This window comes from Micromonospora arida (genome assembly GCF_003857035.1).
GTDB classification, from domain to species: domain Bacteria; phylum Actinomycetota; class Actinomycetes; order Mycobacteriales; family Micromonosporaceae; genus Micromonospora; species Micromonospora arida.
In genome coordinates, this window is sequence record NZ_QGSY01000216.1 from 26,214 (window position 1) to 42,100 (window position 15,887).

The window sequence follows — 15,887 nt, forward strand, 5'->3', positions numbered from 1 at the left end:
CACCGACCGGCCCGCCCCGCCGAGCGGTACTCGCGGGCGGGCCGGTCGGTGCGGGGCGGCCCGCTGTGGAGCTGATGTCGTCAACGATTCACGCCCCGCGCCCGCGGGCCGTGCCCGCGGGCCGTGCCCCGCACCGCCCGCACCCTCGAGATCGCGCTACTTCCAGGATGTAGTGGCCTCGGCCCGCCGGAAGGCAACTAGAACCAGGAAGTAGCGCGATCTTGAGGCGTGCACGGCGCGGGGCGCGGGCAGCACGGCGCGGGGCGCGGGCAACGCAGCGCGGGGCGCGGGCAACGCAGCGCGGGGCGCGGGCAACGCAGCGCGGGCGCGGCGCAGCTCGGCGCGTCAGAGGCGGTCGGCTCGGGTGTGTAGCAGGTCGTGCACGTTGTCGATGTCCGCCGGTGAGGTCCGCGAGGCGAGCCAGTACATGACACCGGTCGGGATGAAGAAAAGCTGGAACGCGGCCAGCCCGACGGCGAAGTTCAGCGGTGGCGGGAATGCCGCTCGCAGCGCCTGGAAGGCCACCCCGACCAGCCCGTTGCCGGCCGCGCGACCGACCCCGTTGACCAGGTTGCCCAGGCTGTAGACCGTGCCCCGGTGCTCCGGCGGGTTGACGTCGGCGATCAGCGCGAACCAGTTCGGCGAGTTCGCCGACGTCAACGCGAGCGCCACGATCGCGGTGAGCAGGCTCAGCCCGACCGACGGCTCGGTGAAGACACTGGTCAGCACCGCACCGATCACCGCGCCGCCGCTCGCGCCGTCCGGCACGTCGATGGTCACCGGAACGAAGAACAACACCAGGTAGAACGGCAGCGCGGCGAGGATGCCGATCGAGGCGACGAGTGCCCGCCCTCGTGGGGTACGCCGTTGCACGGCGTCACCGATCAGCCCGCCCACGATGGACAGCACCCCACCGAGCTGGAACAGGGTGGCGAAGACGCTGCCCACCACCACGGCGGTCGACGTGGAGTAGCCCTGGGCCTCGGCCCGTTCGGCGAAGAGCACCGGCAGCCAGACCAACGAGCCGAACGCGGCCTGCGCGGTCAGACCCTGCAGGATCAGCCACCTGTTGGTCCGCCGGGCCAGGATGCGCGGCAGGTCGGCGCGGCTGATCCGGTAGTCGTACTCGGCGCCGGCGTCCAACCTGCCGGCCAGTTCCGGCTCGCTCTGGCCACGCCGGATGTCGTACGTGAACAGGTAGGCCAGGGTGGCGACCAGGCCGACGCCGGTCAACAGCAGGAACGGCCGACGCCAGTCGGCCGCCCCGAGCAGCCCGCCGACGAGGGTGCCCGCCAGGGTGCCGACCCCCTGGGAGAGCCCCCAGAAGCTCATCACCAGCCCGCGCCGGGTCGGTGAGATCAGGTCGGTGACCACGGAGAAGCCCACCGAGCCGACCGCGCCGAGGCCGACCGCCGCGACCAGTTGCGCGGCCAGGAACGTCAGGTAGCCGCCGGCGAGCGCGCTACCGCCGGTGCCGGCCGCCCAGAGCAGTGTGCCCACCATGAGCAGCGGTTTGCGGTTCGTGCGGTCCCCGACGTACGCCCAGCCGACCGCCGCCACCGCGCTGACCAGGAAGCTGACCGCGGTGACCACGCCGAGCAGCCGACCGGACACCTCGAACGCGTCGGAGATCGGGCCGTACAGCGGGGGGACCAGCCCGATCGCCACGTTGTCCAGCGAGGCGAGCAGCACGAACACCACGACGCTGTACAACCGGTGCGCCCGCCCACCGCCCCGAGCGTGCGGGCGCAGGCCGCGCCCGCCACTGGTCACCGTCATGACCGGCAGCCAACCAGACCGCGCAAAGGAGGTCGTCACGCGGGTGGGTGCCGGTCACCGTCGACCGGCACCCACCCGCGTCGATCCCGACGGTCAGCGCCGGTCGAGCACCAACCCGCGCGCCGCGGCGTACTGGTCGCGGACGGCGGGGACGGCCGCCGCCGCGTACTCCTCGGTGCCCTCTACCGCCCAGACCGGCGGCGCGGCGCCACCCAGGGCGACCCAGGCGGCCTGGCGGGCGGCGCCGTCGGCGACGTACTCCCCGGCTGGCGGGACGACGACCGGGCAGCCGAAGACCTGCGGGGCGATCTGACGCACGGCGGCCGACCGGGCCCCGCCGCCGACCAGGATGACCCGGCGGGCGGTGGCACCCTGCGCGGTCAACGCGTCCAGTCCGTCGGCGAGCGCGCAGAGCATGCCCTCGACGGCGGCCCGAGCAAGGTGCGCGGGGGTCGACGTGCGCAGGGTCAGGCCGTGCACGGCACCAGTGGCGAGCGGTCGGTTCGGCGTCCGCTCACCCTCCAGGTAGGGCACCATGACCAGCCCGTCCGCACCGGCTGGCGCGGAGAGCGCCAGCTCGGCCAGCTCGTCCAGGTTGACGCCGAGCATCGTGGCGGCAGCGTCCAGCACCCGGGCAGCGTTGAGCGTGGCGACCAGCGGCAGGAAACGGCCGGACGCGTCGGCGAAGCCCGCGACGGCCCCGCTCTCGTCGGCGGCCGGCACGTCGGCGACGCTGAACACGGTGCCGGACGTGCCGATCGAGACGACCACGTCACCCGGGCCGGCGCCGACGCCCAGCGCGGCGGCGGCGTTGTCCCCGGTGCCCGCGCCGAGCAGCGCGCCGCCCGGCCCGCCGAGGCCGTCGGACAGCTTTCCCGCAGACTCCGCCGGACCAAGCACCTCGGGCACCACCAACCGCCGACCGAAGCCCTGCTCCAGCAGGTCCAGCCGGTATTGGCCGGTGGCTGGCGACCAGTAGCTGGTGCCGCTGGCGTCACCCCGGTCGGTACGCAGCGCGTCCAACCCTGGTGCGCCGGCCAGCCGCCAGGTCAGCCAGTCGTGTGGCAGGCAGACGGCGGCCACCCGGGCGGCCAGCTCCGGTTCGTGCCTGGCCAGCCATCGCAGCTTGGTGAGGGTGAAGCTGGCCACCGGAACGCTGCCGGTGGCCTCGGCCCAGAACCGACTCCCGGCCGCGCCGCCGCCGGCCTCCTCGATGAGGTCGGCGGCGGCGTCGGCGGATCGGGTGTCGTTCCACAGCAGCGCCGGGCGGACCACCCGGCCGTCCTCGTCGAGACACACCATGCCGTGCTGCTGGCCGGCGACGGAGATCGCCGCCACGTCGGCCAACCCGCCGGCCTGGTCGGCGGCGCTACGTAGCGCCTGCCACCAGGCTTCCGGGGCGACCTCCGTGCCGTCCGGGTGCGGTGCCCGGCCCTGCCGGAGCAGGGCGCCGGTCTCCGCCTCCCGGATCACCACCTTGCAGGACTGGGTGGACGAGTCAACGCCTGCGACCAACGGCATGGCGGGGCCTCAGCGGGCGCCGAGCAGGTGCTCGACGGCGAGCTGGTTGAGCCGGACGAAGGCGAAGCCCCGGGCGGCCACCGCGTCCACGTCGACGTCCTCGAACGCGGAGCGGTCGGCCAGGATCTCCTCGTAGCCCTCGCCGTCGCCGAGCGTCGGCGTGCTCAGCTCGCCGACCTTGCTGGCGGCGAGCGCCTCGACCACCTCGGGGTCGGCGCGGAACGCCGCCGCCCGCTCCTTGAGCAGCAGGTAGGTGCTCATGTTGGCCGCCGCGGAGGCCCACACCCCCTCCATGTCCTCGGTGCGGGACGGCTTGTAGTCGAAGTGCCGGGGGCCGTCGTAGGCCGGCCCGCCGTTGGGGCCGCCGTTCTCCAGGAGGTCCACCAGGGCGAACGCGTTCATCAGGTCACCGTGGCCGAAGACCAGGTCCTGGTCGTACTTGATGCCGCGCTGGCCGTTGAGGTCCAGGTGGAACAGCTTGCCCTGCCACAGCGCCTGGGCGATGCCGTGGGCGTAGTTGAGCCCGGCCATCTGCTCGTGGCCGACCTCCGGGTTGAGGCCGACCAGCTCCGGGTGGGCCAGCTGGGAGATGAAACCGAGCGCGTGCCCGATGGTCGGCAGCAGGATGTCGCCGCGCGGCTCGTTGGGCTTGGGCTCCAGGGCGAACCGCAGGTTGTAGCCCTTGTCGATGGAGTACTGGGTGAGCAGGTCCACGGCCTCGCGGTAGCGGTCCAGCGCGGCCCGGACGTCCTTGGCGAGGTCGTACTCGGAGCCCTCGCGGCCACCCCACATGACGAAGGTGCTGGCGCCCAGCTCGGCGGCCAGGTCGACCTGACGCAGCACCTTGCGCAGCGCGTACCGGCGGACGTCGCGGTCGTTGCTGGTGAAGCCACCGTCCTTGAAGATCGGGTGGGTGAAGAGGTTGGTGGTGACCATGGGCACCACCAGGCCGGTCTCGTCGAGGGCCTTGCGGAACCGGGCGATGTGCTGGTCACGGGTGGCCGCGTCGACGCCGAACGGGATCAGGTCGTCGTCGTGGAAGGTGATGCCGTACGCGCCCAGCTCGGCGAGCCGGTGGACTGCCTCGACCGCGTCGAGCTCGGGACGGGTGGCGTCACCGAACGGGTCGCGGGCCTGCCAGCCCACGGTCCAGAGCCCGAAGGAGAACTTGTCGGCGGGGGTGGGACGGGGTGCCATGAGCAACCTCCGGGGTGGTGTTGTCCTCTATTTGTTCAGCGATTGAATTATTTGCCCACCCTATGGCACTGTCAAGGGGTGAGCCTCACCCACGCCCCGGCCGGCGCAGTCCGTCAGGGCAGTCTGCGCGAGCTCAACCTCGCCCTGGTGCTCGGCCGGATCGCCGCGGCCGAACGCCCTCCGTCCCGAGCCGACCTGGCGACCGCGACCGGCCTCACCAGAGCAACCGTGTCCGCGGTGGTCGAGGACCTGCTCGCCGGCCAGCTGGTCAGCGAGTCCGACCCGGCTCCCCGCTCCGGTGCCGGCCGTCCGGCCCGCGGGCTGGTCCTGGCCGACCAGGGGCCGGCCGGGCTCGGCCTGGAGGTCAACGTCGACTACCTGGCGGTCTGCGTGGTGGACCTCGCAGGTGAGGTCCGGCACCGCACCGTGCACCGGGCCGACCTGCGTCCGGTGGCCCCCGCCGACGCGCTGGCACAGCTGGTCGAGATGGCTGGGGCCGCCCGCGACGACGCCGCCGATCAGGGCCTCACACTGGTCGGGGCCGCGCTCGCGGTGCCCGGCCTGGTGGACGACGCCGGTCTGGTCCGGCTCGCGCCGAACCTCGGCTGGCAGGACGTGCCGGTGCCCGCCCTGCTCGCCGAGCACCCCCCGCTGATCGAGCAGGTGCCCGGCGTCCCCGCACTGGTGGTGGACAACGAGGCCAACCTCGCCGCGCTCGGCGAGCTGCACTCGCAGCCACCCGGCCCGTCCAGCTTCCTGCACATCTCCGGAGAGGTGGGCATCGGCGCCGGCATCGTGCTGGACGGCGCGCTTTTTCGCGGCGTACGCGGGTGGAGCGGCGAGATCGGGCACCTTCCGGTGCACCCCGAGGGCCGCCCGTGCCGCTGCGGTGGGCAGGGCTGCCTGGAGCAGTACGCCGGCCAGGAGGCGATCGTGGCCGCCGCCGGGCTGGTCCGGGCCGAGCTTCCCGCAGACACCGCGACGGCCCGGTTGGCCGAGCTGGCCGAGGCCGGCGACGCCGACGCGCTGCGGGCGCTGCACGACGCCGGAACGGCGCTCGGCGTCGCGGTGGCCGGCGTCGTCAACCTGCTCGACCTGGACACCGTGGTGCTCGGTGGCGGTTACGCGGCGCTCGCACCCTGGCTGTGCCCCCCGGTCCTCGCCGAGATCGGTGCCCGGGTGCTCACCGCAGCCTGGTCGCCGGTCACGGTCCGCCCCTCGACGCTCGGCGCGGAGGCCGCCGCGGTAGGCGCCGCCGGCTCGGTGGTGCGCAGGATCGTCGCCCAGCCCGCCGGCTGGCTGGCCCGCGCCGGCTGATCGCCACCCCGCGCCGTGCGCCGCTGTCGGAGCGGATCGGTACCCTTGCCTTCCGGCAACGATCCCCGGTGAGGAGTCGAGAGGCAGCATGCGCACACGTCGTCAGACGCGAGCCGGCGTCCGGCGTTGACCACGACCCAGCAACCCGGCGGCACACCGTTGTCAGCCGACGAACGGTTGGCCCGGGAGTTGCTCGACGGGCTCGCCGAGGCCGTGCTGACAACAGACGGGACCGGTCGGGTCACCCTGGTCAACGCGATGGCGGCCGAGTTGATCCCGGAGATCGACGCCGGCACCGAGCTGGCCGGTTGCCCGGTGGCAGCCCTGGCCCGGGCGGTCGCCAGCGGCACTGACAGCTTCGACGCCGACCACCACGGCCGGCGACTGCGCGGCGTCCGACGGCAACTCGCCGGCTCCCGGTGGGCGTGGTATGTCCGCGACGTCACCGAGGAACACGCCCGCACCGACGCCCTGCTCGCCGAACGCTCCCGCACCGCGTTCCTCGCCCAGGCCGGCAGCCGGCTGGCGCTGGCCCTGCACCGGGACCAGGTCCTCCTGGCCACCACCACGCTCGCCGTTCCCTACCTGGCCGACGTCGCCGTGGCACTGCCCCGACCGACCGTGCCGGCCGAGCCGCACCCCCGATGGATCCGGTACGCCGACGGCGAGCCCGCCCCGATCACCGGGCTGGCCAGCCCCGCGCTGACCAGCTCAGTACCCGGGCTGACCGAAGCGCTGGCCGGCGACCGGGCCGAGCCGGGCCCCTGGCCGGACGCCCCGCTCACCGACCTGGCCGACCTGCTGCCGCCCGAGTTCGGCCCACCGGGCATGGTGCTGGTCAGCCCGCTGCTCAGCGCCAACGGGTCGGCCGGTGCGCTGCTGCTCATCCGTCGGGCCGGGCGGGCCGGCTTCGACCCGCGCGACGTGGAGCTGGCCCGGGAGTTCGCCGCCCGCGCGGGTGCCGCGCTGGCCACCGCCGACCTGCACGGTGAGCAGGCCCACCTGGCCCGGGTGCTGCAAACCAGTCTGCTCCCGCCCGAGCTGCCCGTCGTGCCCGGCGTGAGCATGGCCGGCGGCTACCGGGCAGCGGGCGACACCCTGCGCATCGGCGGCGACTTCTACGAGGTGTTTCCGCACCCGCGCGGCGCCCTGTTCGCGCTCGGCGACGTGTGCGGCAAGGGCGTGGGCGCGGCGGTGCTGACCGGCCGGGTCCGCCAGTCGTTGCAGACGCTGAGGCTCGTCGAGCAACGCCCGCTGGAGCTGATCCACCTGCTCAACCAGGCCCTGCTCGACGCGCCGGACGCGGCACGGCGCAACCAGTTCACCACCCTGTTGCTCGGTTCCGTGGACCGAGGGCCGGCCGGGCTGGACGTCCGCGTCGCCGGCGGGGGTCACCCGGCGCCACTGCTGGTCACCGCCGACGGCACGGTCACCCCGGTCCCGGTCGGTGGCATGCCGGTGGGGGCGCTGACGGCCGCACGGTTCGCCGAGACCCGGGTGCACCTCGACCCGGGCGATCTGCTGCTCGCGTACACCAATGGGGTGACCGAAGCTCGCGGCCCGCGCGACGCCGCGATGTTCGGCGAGGCCCGGCTGCGGGCCGCGCTCGCGTCGGCGGCCGGGCAACCGCCGGCGGCGCTGATCGACCGGGTGCTCCGCACGGTCGACGACTGGCTGGGCGGGCAGGCCCACGACGACATCGCGATGCTGGCCGTGGGCGCGTCGACGCCGGCATGACCGGCCGGGGCCGGCCCGGCCGGCTTGATCAGGCGGTACGCGCCACCGGCGGGCCGTCGGCCGGCCATTCCCTGCTGGTGCCGACCGATCGTTCCGGACCGCCCGACGAACCCGTCCACCCCGTTCGGGTCTGCCGACCCGAATCGCCCGACCAGTCCTCCGACCGCCCACCGGGCCGGTCCGGGTCGTCCGGCCAGTCCCCCTGGCCCGTCGGCTCATCCGGCGTCGGCACGTTCTGCGTCTGCTGGCGGCGGGCGGTCTCGTCGAACTCCCGCATCCCGCTCAGCAGCGCGTCGCGGCCCTCCCGGCTCATCCCGGCCAACACGGCGGCGAGTTGGGCCTGGCGGTCGGCCCGCAGTTGGGCGACGAGCCGGCGGGCCTCCGGGGTGAGGTGCAGCGAGATCTCCCGCCGGTCGAAGCGGCCCGGCTCGCGCTCCAGCATGCCGGCGGCGACCAGCCGGTCACAGAGGCGGCTGGCGGAACTGAGCAGCATGTCGAGTCGGGTGGCGAGCCGACGCAGGTTGATCCCGTCGTACTGCTCCACCACCATCACCGCCCGCAACTGGGCACCGGACACGCGGTTCGCGGTCCCCTCCCGGGCAGACTCCCAGATGCCCAGCAGGGCAGCGGCTGCCGCATCCAGTGCGGCGGCCATACTCGTCTCAGGGTCCGTCGGACGGTTCAGTTCGGCCATGGTGGCCCGAGAGTACTCCGAACCTCCTGGTAGTCGAGCTTTCAGTGAAGGACTGACGATGAGCGAACCGGTCAATCGGGCACGACGTGCCCTGAACGAGACACCAGCTGACCGGCTCGTCGGTGGGATCGGGGAAGTGCTCGTCCAGGCGTACGGGATCAGCGACGTCGAGCTCTACCAGGTCGACTACCGACTCGCGGAACTACTGCCCCTCACCGACGGTGACTCGATCACGAACCCCGGGCACCCGGCCTGGCGCGCCTTCGACCACCAGTCGCCGATACTGACCGACGGCACCGCCTGGTTCCCGGTCACCATGCGTGGCGAGCGTCGAGGGGTGCTGTGCCTGTCGCCCGTTCCGGACGACCGGGAGATTCTCGCCGACCTGGCCGACATCGCCACCGCGCTCGCACACGAGGTGGCGGCGGTCTCCGCCGGCACCGACGTCTATCTGGCGGCCCGGCGCAGCCAACGCCTCACCCTGGCGGCCGAGATGCAGTGGGACCTGCTCCCCGGCCGCAGCCGGATCCGTCCCTCGTTCAGCCTGGCCGGGCAGTTGGAGCCGGCGTACGCGGTGCGCGGCGACAGCTTCGACTGGTCCGACGACGGGGAACGGGTCTGGTTGTCCACCATCAACGGCACCGGTGAGGGGGTGGCCGCCTCTCTGCTCACCTCGCTGGCCACCCACGCGCTGCGCAACGCGCGTCGGGCCGGGCTGAGCCTGGCCGACCAGGCCGCCCTCGCCGATCAGGCCATCTACGACCTGTACCGGGGCGAGCAGCACCTCTCCGCGCTGCTGATCGAGTTGGACCTGCGCTCCGGGATGATGACCGTGGTGGACGCCGGGTCACCCCGACTGGTCCTGCTCCGCGACGGGGACGTCACCGAGCAGCCCCTGGAGGCGCAGTTCCCGCTGGGCATGTTCGAGGCGACCGACTACCACGAGCAGAAGTTCCCGCTGCAGCGTGGCGACCGGGTCTTCGTGGTCAGCGACGGGGTGGTGGAGGCCACCGGTCAGCACATGCGCTACGGCGAGACGGCGCTGGACCGGTTCCTGCGGCGGACCGGGCCGATGGCCCCCCTGGACGCCGTCCGGTCGCTGATCGGTGATCTGCGCGCGTTCGTGGCCGGTGACCTGGTCGACGACGCGGTGGTCGTCTGCCTGGACTGGACCGGCCCCCAGGCGTGAGCGGTGGTCAGTACGCGCCGCGGCCGTTCAGCACTGCGCCGAAGGTCTTCCAGAGGATGGTGAGGTCGGCGGCGAGGGACCAGTTCTCCACGTAGTAGAGGTCGAGCCGGATGCCGTCCTCCCAGCTCAGGTCGGAGCGGCCACTGACCTGCCACAGGCCGGTCATGCCGGGCTTGACCAGCAGCCGCCGGGCCACGTCGCCGTCGTAGCGGGCCACCTCCGAGGGCAGCGGCGGGCGGGGCCCGACGAGGCTCATCTGCCCCAGCAGCACATTGACCAGCTGCGGCAGCTCGTCCAGTGACCATTTGCGCAGCAGCCGGCCGACGCGGGTCACCCGGGGGTCGTGGCGCATCTTGAACATCAGGCCGTCGGTCTCGTTGCGCGCGGTCAACTCGGCGAGCAGCGCGTCCGCGTTCACGACCATGGTGCGGAACTTGAACACGCCGAACTCCTGCCCGCCCCGGCCGACCCGGACCTGCCGGAACAGCACCGGACCCCGGCTGTCCAGTTTGATGGCCAGCGCGATGAACGCGATCAGCGGCAGTAGCACCGCCAGCGCCAGCGACGAGACGGACCGGTCGACGAAACCTTTCACCAGCTTGCGGACCCCGCGGAACTCGGGCGCCTCGACGTGGATCAGCGGCAAGCCTGCGACCGGGCGGGTGTGGATGCGCGGGCCGGCGACGTCGGTCAGCGCGGGCGCCACGACCAGGTCGATGCCGGTCCCCTCCAACTGCCAGCCGAGGCGGCGCAGCCGGGTCGCGGTCAGCTCACCGGAGGCGGTCACCGCGACCGTGTCCGCGCCGATCGCGGTGGCGGCCTCCGGGATACCCCGGAACGACCCCACCACCGGCACGTCACCCAGCCGCTGTGCCACCGGCGCGAGCAGCGCGTCCGGGATGCAGGCGCCCACCACCTGGTAGCCGGCGTACGGCTCGCGGCGCAGCGTGTGGACCAACTCCAACACGTGGGCGGTGTCGCCGACCACCAGCACCTTGCGGGACCAGCCGGCGCCCAGCGAGCGGGCCCGGTGCAGTCGCTTGCGGGCGGCGAACCGCGCCACCTCCAGCCCGACGGTGCCCACCGCGAAGGAGATGCCCAGGAAACCCCGGGAGACGCCGACGTCGGCGATGTAGCCGATGATGGCGATCGCCCCGGCCAGGCGCAGGCTGGCTGAGCTGACCCGCCGGTACTCGTCCGCCCCGTAGCCGATCACCCGGTCGTCGTAGCAGCCGAGCGCCTTGAGCGAGATCAGCCAGGCCAGCACCAACCCGGGGGCGACCAGCACGTACGGGATTTCCGAGCCGGTCGGCTCGTCGTCACCGAAACGGGCCACGTACCCGATCAGCAGCGCGATGATGAGGATGGTGGTGTCCAGCACCACCAGGACCCGCACGTAGGACCGTTCGTCGGCACGCGCCACCAGCCCGGCGCGTCGAGCGTCCGGCTCCGCCGACGTGGCGGGGGTCAACAGTGTCGCCACGCTCACCGGCCCTCCCACTCTGTACAGGATGGCCCCGGCCGACGGGTCGGACCGGAGGCGGACCGACTATGCCGGAACAGTCGACATCCTGCCTTGACAACTATGACTGCCGATTGCTTCCGACGTATTGCCGTCACTTTTCTTCAACAACCTGGTGGCCGAAAAGGGGCCTGCCACACCGAATCGACGGTACGGCAGGCCCCTGGACGTCTGAGCGTCGGATCAGCGCGGCGCTGGCGGACGCCGTGCGATGGCGCTGAGGAAGATGCTGCCGATCTCGCTCGGGTCCTTGGTGACGAAGACGTCGCCACCGGTCACCTTGGTGATCGACTCCAGCTCTGCCTTGCTGACGCCCTCGCCGATACCGATCATGATGACCTGGACCGGCCGCTCCGGGTCGGCGACCTGCTTGAGCTTGCCGAGCAGCTGCTGCTGGTTGAGACCGTTGTCGTCCTCGTTCTTGCCGTCGGTGAACAGCACGATCGAGTTGACCCGGCCGGGCTGCCAGTTCTCCTGCACCGCCTGGTACGCGGCCAGCATGGTGTCGTAGAGGCCGGTGTCACCGCTGGAAGGCTTGATGGTGGCGAGCGCGCCCTCCAACTGGGCCCGCTGGCCGGAGAGCGGCCCGATCGGAATCAGCTCCCGGTAGTCCCGGTTGCCGACGAGCTTGGTGGAGAAGGTCCACAGGCCGATCGACCAGGAGTCGTCGAAGAGGCCGAGGCCGCGACGGGCCGCGTCCACGGTGACCTCCTCCCGGCTGCGGTTGTTGGCGCTGGGCACCGGGTCCTTCATCGAGCCGGAGACGTCGATGACGGCGAGCATCCGACCGGACTGGGTGGCGATCGACCAGCTGGAGACGACCCGCTGGATGGCGGCCGGGTCGAGGCCACCCGCCGCGGTGCCGCCGTTCGCCGGTGCGGTGGGCGCGCCGCCGGACGGGCTCGGAGCACCCTGCGGCGCCTTGAAACCCTCGCCCCAGTTGCCGTCCGGCGCGCGCAGCGACTGCGCGGCCAGCCGGTTGCGGAAGTTCGGGCTGGTGAGCAGCTCGAACAGCACCTTGGCCGCCGACGCCTTGCTCGGCTCGATGCCCGGCAACACCGCGTACGGGTAGTCCAGCGGCATCGGCGCCGGCTCCATGTAGAGCGCGGCGAGGGGCACCGGCGGCTTCTTGCTGTTGTACGCGATCACGTCTTCTTCGGACAGGGCCGCCGCGCCGAGACCGCTGGCGATGGAGGTCGAGTCGTTGGCCGTAGGAAAGCGGGCCAGCAGGTCGTTGCGGAGCGAGGAACGCCCTATGGCCAGTGCGCGGAGCGCGCCGACGGTGTTGCGTTGGGCGTCGCCACCGGCGCCGTTGGCGGCCGCGGTCAGCGAGAGCAGACCGGACAGGCCAGCCGCGTCGCGGGTCGGCTCGACGATCCCGGTCCGCAGCGGCGTGCTGGTGTTGGTGACCTGCTTGAGCAGGTCGGTCCAGTTGAACTTCTTGTCCGGCCAGCCCAGCCGGGTGGCGATCGGCTCGGGCATCGCGACGACGATCGGGCTGCGCGCGATGGAGGCGCCGTTGGTCGGAGCGAACGCGGTCGCGTCCTTCTTCAACCGCAGCAGCCAGGTCGAGGAGTCGGGCACCCAGACGTCCGGGCTGACGGCGGTGCCACTGGCCTGCCCCACGCCGGCCAGCACAGCGCCGTGCTTGGCTGCCACCACGGCCGCCACGTCGACCGGGTCGGACGCGGACACGTCGACGCGGATGCAGGTCGGGCCGACCGCGGCGCCATCCTTGACCCACTGGGACGCGGCGGCGTCCACCGCTGGCGCGAGTTCGGAGGCGACCGCCACGGCGAGTCGGATCTCTCCCGAGCAGCTGGGCTGAATCAACTCCTGATAGCCGAACCACGCGCCCGTCGTCACGACGAGCACCCCCGCCGTTGCGGCGGCGGCGGCTAGGTGGAGTTTCGAACGCATGCGATGGCGGCCTGCTGACACGGTGACCATCTTGCGTACTAGGTGCCGTCCCTGCCACATCCGTTCGGACTAAAGTTACGGAGGAGAAACAGTTGACCTCTTTTTTGCAACACAGAGTGACGCGACAGCCTCACGGCGTTGCCAAACCAGCGTCGCTCTCACGTCTCTAAACCATCGTTCAGGACATTACGCACGTCGGACTCGGCACCGGCACCGGCTCGCCGACCGCCTCCAGGACGCCGGTGTCGGCGTCGCGGCGGAACACCCGCACCATGTCCGCCCGCTCGTCGGCGACGTAGAGGTGCTCCCCGACGAGGGCGAAGTGCCGGGGCCACTCCCCGCCGGTGTCCACTTCGGCCACCAGCTCGGGCAGCTCCCCGCCCAGGCTGAAGACCGCCACGGTCCCCACCCCACGGTTGGCGACGTAGAGGAACCGGCCGTCCGGGGCGACCGAGACCTCCGACGGCTGGACGTGACCGGCGCGCTCGCTCGCCTCGACCCGCCCGCGCTGGTGCAACGCGCCGTCGTCGGTCAGCTCGTAGGCGGTGACCGAGGCGTCCAGCTCACCGACGAGGTAGCAGCGCCGTCCGTCGGGGTGCCGGGCCAGGTGCCGGGGCCCGGTGCCGGGCTTCGTACGCATCCGGGGCGCACGCGGCACCAGTCGTCCGGTCGCCTCGTCCAGGTCGTACCGGTAAACCGAGTCGGTGCCGAGATCCACGCCGAAGATCGGCCCCTGGCCCACCCCGGGCGAGACCATGTGGGCGTGGGCGTGGTCCTGGCGCTCCGGGTCGGGGCCGTGCCCCTCGTGCACCACCAGGTCGGTGCGCTCGCCCGGCACGCCCTGCGGGTCGAGCGGGAAGACCGCGATGCTGCCGCTGCCGTAGTTGGCCGCCAGCAGGTGACCCCCGCCGGGCAGCACCGCCAGGTGGCAGGGCTCGGCGCCGCCGGTCGATCGACTGCCGAGCGGGTCCAGCGCGCCGTCCGCCCCGACCTGCCAGGCGCTGATCTCGCCGTCCGTCAGCTCGTTGACCGCGTAGAGCACCGGCTGGGTGGGGTGCCGCGCCAGGAAGGAGGGGGACGGGGTGACCGCCACCGTGCCGAGCGGGGTCAGCGCCCCGGTCCTCGGGTCGCGACGAGCGGCGACGATGCCGCTGCCCCGCCCGCCGCTCTGCGCGGTGTAACCCCCGATGTGGACGACCTCACCGTGACCGCTCACGCTCAACTCCTCCGCCGGCATCCTTCGTTGATCCAACCAGAGGCTGCCCGCGTTGCCCGCCCGTTAACCGGCTTTCCGGCCCGGATCTCAGGCCGCCGGCACCGGCTCGCCGCGCTGTCGTGCGACGTGCTCCACCAGAGAGATCAATACCATCTTTCCGGACTGCCGGTCCCGGGCGTCGCAGAGCACCATCGGCACGTCCGGGTCCAGGTCGAGCGCTCGGCGTACGGTCTCCAGGTTGAACCGGCGGGAGTCGTCGAAACAGTTCACGCCCACCACGAAGGGGATTCCCCGCTGCTCGAAGTAGTCGATGGAGGGGAAGCAGTCGGCCAACCGCCGGGTGTCGGCGAGCACCACCGCGCCGAGCGCGCCGAAGGCCAACTCGTCCCAGAGGAACCAGAACCGGTCCTGGCCCGGCGTGCCGAACAGGTAGACCTGAAGGTCGTCGTTGATGGTGATTCGGCCGAAGTCCATCGCCACCGTGGTGGTGGACTTGCCCTCCACGCCGGAGATGTCGTCGGTGCCGATTCCGGCACCGGTGAGCACCTCCTCGGTCTGCAACGGACGGACCTCGCTCAGGGCACTCACCAAGGTCGTCTTGCCAGCCCCGAAGCCTCCCGCGATGAGGATCTTCAGTGCCAGCGGGATGGTGGTGCTGGTGCCCACCTGGTCATAGCGCACGGAGTCCACTGACCACCGCCTTGAGGATATCGTCGTCGGGAAGGATGCCGGCGGCCGGCGGCTCGTGCACCGCGACCAGGCCCTCGGCGAGGAGATCACCGAGCAGTACCCGGACCACGCCGACCGCGAGGTCCAGCTCGGCTGCCAGTTCGGCCACCGACACCGGCCGGTGGGCCAAGGTGACCAGCCGTCGATGCTCCGGCAGCAGATGCGATTGGGTTGACGTATCGACGTCCGAGCCGGCCAACACGAACGCGACCAGGTTGAAATCGTCGACGGCGGAGCGTACCCGGCCTCCGGTGAGCGTGTACGGGCGCATCACCGGGCCGGCTTCACCGTCCAGCCACTCGTGCTGCGGCCCGGGCGGCTCAGTCCGCATCTCCGGCACCCGCTGCCGATCGGGCCGGCGCGGCAAGGCTCTCCCCCACCCGGATCACCAGCATCGCCATCTCGTACGCGACCAGCCCGATGTCCGCGTCGGCGTCGCTCACCACGGCCAGGCAGGCACCCTGCCCGGCGGCGGTGACGAAGAGGTACGCCGCCTCCATCTCCACCACGGTCTGCCGCACCGGGCCGCCGTCCACGTGCCGGCTGGCGCCTCGGGCGAGGCTGGAGAAGCCTGCGGCGAGCGCACAGAGGTGCTCGGCGTCGGAGCGCTCCAGCTCGGCCGAGCAGCCCAGCAGCAGGCCGTCGGCGGAGAGCACCACCGCCTCGCGGGCGGCCGGTACCCGTTGCACCAGTTCGTCGAGCAACCAGTCCAGGCCGGCGCTCTGCTTCGTCGAATGCCGCACTAGGCGTCCCTCTCAGTCACGGTCGGGGGTTCGGGGGTCGTCGGCGGGTCGGTGGGCACCGCCTGGACCGCCGGGTCGGTTGACGCCGTCGGGCCGGTTGACGCCGTCGGGGTGATTGCGGTGGCGCGTCCGCGCGCCGTGCCGGCCTGGAGTGCCGCCATCACCTGGCGGACCTCCTCGGGCGAGCGGGGCGACGGCGTGTCGGTGACGGTCGAGCGAGGCTGGGCGGTGGGGGTACGACGGCGCACCCGGCGGGGCAGGCCATCCAGCTCATCGTCCGGCTCGTCTGGGGTCGCCGATTCCTCGTTGCGCCCATTGGCAGG

13 protein-coding genes and 1 pseudogene are annotated in these 15,887 nt (G+C 72.4%); 3 read left to right on the forward strand and 11 right to left on the reverse strand.

Translation table 11 applies throughout. From position 1 onward, the window contains the following. Positions 1-345 precede the first annotated feature (345 nt). The 3 genes from DLJ58_RS20845 to xylA all read right to left on the reverse strand — a co-directional run bounded on the left by DLJ58_RS20845 (position 346) and on the right by xylA (position 4,497). Positions 346-1,779: an MFS transporter gene (locus DLJ58_RS20845; RefSeq protein WP_124858699.1), complete on the reverse strand. Its 1,434-nt coding sequence runs from the start codon at positions 1,777-1,779 to the stop codon at positions 346-348. Between the two features lie 93 nt (positions 1,780-1,872). Then, complete coding sequence (gene xylB / locus DLJ58_RS20850; protein WP_124858700.1) at positions 1,873-3,300, reverse strand: xylulokinase; 1,428 nt, start codon at positions 3,298-3,300, stop codon at positions 1,873-1,875. A 9-nt stretch (positions 3,301-3,309) separates the two neighbouring features. Next, a complete protein-coding gene (gene xylA, locus DLJ58_RS20855; protein ID WP_124858701.1) occupies positions 3,310-4,497 on the reverse strand; it encodes a xylose isomerase in 1,188 nt (395 codons plus the stop codon). Positions 4,498-4,575: 78 nt separating this feature from the next. On the opposite strand from xylA, the gene DLJ58_RS20860 reads away from it, so the two are divergent. Both DLJ58_RS20860 and DLJ58_RS20865 read left to right on the forward strand, forming a co-directional pair. Next, the gene (locus tag DLJ58_RS20860) at positions 4,576-5,814 is read left to right on the forward strand and encodes an ROK family transcriptional regulator (protein ID WP_208741240.1); all 1,239 of its coding nucleotides are present in this window, start codon (positions 4,576-4,578) and stop codon (positions 5,812-5,814) included. 126 nt (positions 5,815-5,940) lie between these two features. Continuing rightward, on the forward strand, positions 5,941-7,551 hold the full coding sequence (locus DLJ58_RS20865; protein WP_244219058.1) for a PP2C family protein-serine/threonine phosphatase: 1,611 nt from the start codon (positions 5,941-5,943) through the stop codon (positions 7,549-7,551). 28 nt (positions 7,552-7,579) lie between these two features. Here DLJ58_RS20865 and DLJ58_RS20870 read toward each other — a convergent pair whose 3' ends face one another. Then, complete coding sequence (locus tag DLJ58_RS20870) at positions 7,580-8,206, reverse strand: MarR family winged helix-turn-helix transcriptional regulator (RefSeq protein ID WP_124858703.1); 627 nt, start codon at positions 8,204-8,206, stop codon at positions 7,580-7,582. A gap of 97 nt (positions 8,207-8,303) precedes the next feature. Between DLJ58_RS20870 and DLJ58_RS20875 the strand changes: the two genes are divergently transcribed. Next, a complete protein-coding gene (locus tag DLJ58_RS20875; RefSeq protein WP_124858704.1) occupies positions 8,304-9,434 on the forward strand; it encodes a PP2C family protein-serine/threonine phosphatase in 1,131 nt (376 codons plus the stop codon). A gap of 7 nt (positions 9,435-9,441) precedes the next feature. On the opposite strand, the gene DLJ58_RS20880 is transcribed toward DLJ58_RS20875, so the two are convergent. From DLJ58_RS20880 to DLJ58_RS20910, 7 genes and pseudogenes are all read right to left on the reverse strand, one after another. Further along, complete coding sequence (locus tag DLJ58_RS20880) at positions 9,442-10,923, reverse strand: sugar transferase (protein ID WP_124858705.1); 1,482 nt, start codon at positions 10,921-10,923, stop codon at positions 9,442-9,444. Between the two features lie 216 nt (positions 10,924-11,139). Then, on the reverse strand, positions 11,140-12,897 hold the full coding sequence (locus DLJ58_RS20885; RefSeq protein ID WP_124858706.1) for a substrate-binding domain-containing protein: 1,758 nt from the start codon (positions 12,895-12,897) through the stop codon (positions 11,140-11,142). Positions 12,898-13,054: 157 nt separating this feature from the next. Then, positions 13,055-14,113, reverse strand: a complete 1,059-nt coding sequence (locus DLJ58_RS20890) for a lactonase family protein (RefSeq protein ID WP_124858710.1) — start codon at positions 14,111-14,113, stop codon at positions 13,055-13,057. Positions 14,114-14,179: 66 nt separating this feature from the next. Beyond that, positions 14,180-14,782, reverse strand: a complete 603-nt coding sequence (locus tag DLJ58_RS20895) for a GTP-binding protein (RefSeq protein WP_091405745.1) — start codon at positions 14,780-14,782, stop codon at positions 14,180-14,182. After that, positions 14,763-15,152: a DUF742 domain-containing protein gene (locus DLJ58_RS20900; protein WP_124858707.1), complete on the reverse strand. Its 390-nt coding sequence runs from the start codon at positions 15,150-15,152 to the stop codon at positions 14,763-14,765. Before DLJ58_RS20900 ends, DLJ58_RS20895 begins: the two co-directional genes overlap by 20 nt. Continuing rightward, on the reverse strand, positions 15,142-15,564 hold the full coding sequence (locus DLJ58_RS20905; RefSeq protein WP_112584065.1) for a roadblock/LC7 domain-containing protein: 423 nt from the start codon (positions 15,562-15,564) through the stop codon (positions 15,142-15,144). The genes DLJ58_RS20900 and DLJ58_RS20905 overlap by 11 nt, the downstream gene beginning before the upstream one ends. After that, positions 15,564-15,887: pseudogene (locus tag DLJ58_RS20910) on the reverse strand (nitrate- and nitrite sensing domain-containing protein); the annotation flags it as partial. The gene DLJ58_RS20905 and the pseudogene DLJ58_RS20910, both read right to left, overlap by 1 nt.

Excerpts from the sequence above, each read along its gene's own strand:
- DLJ58_RS20845 (WP_124858699.1), bottom strand. The coding sequence starts at position 1,779 with ATGACGGTGACCAGTGGCGGGCGCGGCCTGCGCCCGCACGCTCGGGGC.
- DLJ58_RS20890 (WP_124858710.1), bottom strand. The coding sequence starts at position 14,113 with ATGCCGGCGGAGGAGTTGAGCGTGAGCGGTCACGGTGAGGTCGTCCAC.
- DLJ58_RS20875 (WP_124858704.1), top strand. The coding sequence starts at position 8,304 with ATGAGCGAACCGGTCAATCGGGCACGACGTGCCCTGAACGAGACACCA.
- DLJ58_RS20870 (WP_124858703.1), bottom strand. The coding sequence starts at position 8,206 with ATGGCCGCCGCACTGGATGCGGCAGCCGCTGCCCTGCTGGGCATCTGG.
- DLJ58_RS20900 (WP_124858707.1), bottom strand. The coding sequence starts at position 15,152 with ATGCGGACTGAGCCGCCCGGGCCGCAGCACGAGTGGCTGGACGGTGAA.
- xylB (WP_124858700.1), bottom strand. The coding sequence starts at position 3,300 with ATGCCGTTGGTCGCAGGCGTTGACTCGTCCACCCAGTCCTGCAAGGTG.
- xylA (WP_124858701.1), bottom strand. The coding sequence starts at position 4,497 with ATGGCACCCCGTCCCACCCCCGCCGACAAGTTCTCCTTCGGGCTCTGG.